Here is a 3596-nt window from a genome sequence, read left to right as displayed (position 1 = left end):
GCGGCCGGGTTGCTGCAAAAGGGTTTCCAATACGGTAATTTCACGACGGGATAAATTCAGCGGTTTATTGTTTAGCAAGACTTGTAAAGTGAAGGGATCAAATTGCAGACTACCGTGCTGAATCGTCTGGGTGGCACGTCCTGCCGCTCTGCGACTTAAAGAATGCAGGCGAGCGGCAAGTTCTGTTAAATCAAATGGCTTACTCATATAGTCATCCGCACCGGCCTGTAAACCACTGACGCGATCAGGTACTGCATCTCTGGCAGTTAATATTAATACCGGTAAGTTATTTCCACGCTCCCGCCAGCGATTGAGTAAATGCATGCCATCTTCGTCTGGCAAGCCCAGATCGAGAATAACGGCATCAAAACTGGCGGTGGCCATGGCCGTTTCAGCTCCTCCGGCATTCATTACCCACTCGGCCTGAATGCCTAATGCCGTCAGACCGGCCTGTATGCCCTCACCCATTAAAGCATCATCTTCCACAATCAATACATACATCGGTCAATACCCGAAATAAAAACGTTATGTTCGTTTAACTGAATTAAGACAACGTTAACATTGCCTTAATTTTGTCGCTGCACTCTACGCATCAAGAATTGGTTGCGTAACGTCGCTGCAACCAAACCTCCCAACATTTACTAATAACATGAGAAGCTATTTATGTGGCTGGTGCGTTATGCTCTAACCCGACCTTATTCTGTGGCCGCTTTAAGCCTGCTGATATTTGCAGCAGGTTTAATCAGCTTTCTGAAATTGCCCGTCGACGTGCTTCCCAGCGTCAATATACCTTCTATAAAAGTGGTATGGACCTATAACGGTCTTAACACCAATGAAATGGCATCGAAAATCACCACTTTCAGTGAAGTGGCGATTATGAACAATGTCGATAACCTTAAGGAAATTCGTTCACAAACCCTGAATGGCACCTCAGTCATTCATATCGACTTTCATCCCGAAGTTGATATTGCCAATGCCATGGCGCAGGTCACCGGTGTATCGCAAACCATCCGTCGGCGAATGCCGGAAGGTACTTCACCGCCATTGGTTGCCGAATACAATCAATCCAGTACGCCGATTATTCAGCTGGTCATGTCTTCAGATACGTTGACCGATGGCCAACTGGCTGATTTTGCACGGTTACAGTTGCGTGGCATGGTTCAATCCATTAATGGTATTCGCATGACGCTGCCGTATGGCGGTGCTACCCGGCAGATCATGGTGGATCTGGATCCTGAGGCATTATTTGCTCAAGGGTTAACAGCCAATGATGTAACTCAAGCGATTAATGAACAGAACCTGACACTGCCTTCAGGCAGCATTCGTGAAGCGCAGAATGAACTGCAAATCACTGTTAATGCCAGTCCACAAGCAGTGGCTGATTTTGAGGATCTGCCGATTCGCTCCCGAGATGGCGAACTGATATTGCTACGTGACGTCGCTGATGTTCGGGATGGCACCGCGTTGCAGACTAATATCGCCCGCGTCAACGGACAAAATGCGGTCATGGTGTCATTGATTAAGCTGGGCGGTGCTTCGACTGTAGACATTATTAATGAACTAACCGAACGACTCCCTTCAATTCAGGCTGCGGCACCTGAGGGCATTACCATATCGCCAATTTTTGATCAGTCGGTGTTTGTGAACACGGCATTACATCATATTGAAATGGAAATTCTTATCGTCGGCTCACTGGTCGCATTAATGGTACTGCTGTTTTTGGGATCATCACGGGCCACATTGATTGTCTTGACCTCTATTCCATTATCATTGCTGACAGCAGTTTTTGTATTAAATTTAACCGGCAGCACCTTGAATTTAATGAGCTTGGGTGGACTGGCACTGGCCATTGGCATTCTGGTTGATAACGCATTAGTGGAAATTGAAAATATCAAACGTCATTTGGCCGATGGCATGGAGCCAAGTCGGGCCATATTGACCAGCGCCAGTGAAGTTGCCTTCCCTGAACTTGTTTCCACACTTTCCACCTGTATCGTTTTTTCACCGATATTTTTATTAACCGGTGTGGCAGGTTATATCTTTCAGCCAATGGCGATTGTGGTCATTGCCTGTCTTGTTGCCTCTTATTTATTATCTCGCACTGTGGTTCCTGCGCTGGCCAGACTTTTACTCTCCAATGAGAAAGCCGTAAATAAACACTCCAAAAATCCATTGGTCCATTTACATCTGGCATTGGAACAACGGCTGCATAATGGTCAGCAGCATTTACAAAATACGATTGGTAAATTGCAGCGTCACATTGTGATTGCACCATTGATTGGTGTTGTTATCGTCACAGCGGCGGGATTTGCACTTCAGGATCTCGGCAGGGATTTCTTTCCAAAAACTGATGCGGGTCTGATGAGGCTTTATATAAGGGCCGAACCTGGCACTCGCATTGAACAAACGGCCGATAAGTTTGCACAGATTCAGCAGGAAATACGCAAAATCATCCCCGAACAAGAGCTTGATTTTGTATTTGATAACATTGGCATGCCCGACTCCATTAATCGTGCCTGGATAGACAGTTTTGCTATCGGATCCTACGATGGAGAATTACAAATTCAGTTAGCTAAAGGTCATCAACCCACCAGTCAATATGAATCGGCGATTCGGCAGATGCTGAAAGAAAAATTTCCGGAAGTTACATTATTTGCTCAAGCGGCAGATACCACCAATCAGACATTATCCGGCAGTACACCGACAGCACTTGATGTGCGGTTTACCGGCCGAAATCTGCAAGCCAGCATTGCCAAGGCCGAAACCCTCATTGAAAAGATGCAAAACGTCGAAGGCGCTGTCGATATTGGTTTTCAGCAAGTATTTGCGTTGCCTGAATACTATGTGCACCTGGATCGCAAACGTGCAGCTGAACTCGGTGTGACCACACAAGACACCATGAACAGTCTGTTAGGTGCTTTAGGCTCTGCCGGTACCGTCTCCCCCAGCTTCTGGTCCGATCCGGTGTTTGGTTTTTCCTATGAAGTGCAAACCCGTATGCCATTACACAAATTACGCACCACCGATGATCTTATGAACTTGCAGATTCAGACTTATGATCCCCAGGTGACTGTGCCACTGGCAAGTATTGCTTCTATTACCCCACGAAATGTCGCTGGAAGCATTGGTCGCACCATGCTGAAACCCACCGTCAATGTGTTAATCAATACCGAAAACACAGATTTAGGCTCGGTTTATAAAGCCACGCAGCAGATTGTGAATGAATTAAAACAAGACGTCGTTCCCGGTAATGATATTGAAATCATGGGACAGGCAGCAGCCATGGATGAAGCTTACCGTGACCTGCTGTTCGGCTTTTTACTGGCGGTATTTTTCATCTACATCATCATGCTGTTTAACTTCGCCTCCTGGATCATGCCTCTAGTTGCCTTATCCGGCGCGCCCATTGCCATATCTGGCGCGATCATCGGCTTAATGCTTACTGGAACGACTATCAGCGTACCGGCGTTAATGGGTTTTATCATGGTGATTGGCGTATCAACTGCCAATAGCGTTCTGGTCACGACCTTTGCCCGAGATCAATGGGTGGCAGGTAAATCAGCATTTGAAGCAGCTCGCGAAGCAGCTTCGACGCG

At 46.8% G+C, this 3596-nt stretch carries 2 protein-coding genes; one reads left to right on the top strand and one right to left on the bottom strand.

Annotated elements, in window-relative coordinates:
• The coding region (locus tag B3182_RS09425) for a response regulator (protein WP_292752554.1) at positions 1-501 on the bottom strand (501 nt) is incomplete at its 3' end.
• Positions 502-663: 162 nt separating this feature from the next.
• Here B3182_RS09425 and B3182_RS09420 point away from each other — a divergent pair.
• Positions 664-3596: efflux RND transporter permease subunit (locus B3182_RS09420; protein ID WP_292752551.1), on the top strand; the 2933-nt coding region annotated here is incomplete at its 3' end.

This window comes from Methylophaga sp. UBA4204 (genome assembly GCF_002379485.1).
Classification (GTDB): Bacteria; Pseudomonadota; Gammaproteobacteria; order Nitrosococcales; family Methylophagaceae; genus Methylophaga.
This window is presented reverse-complemented; position numbering and strand designations above follow the sequence as displayed.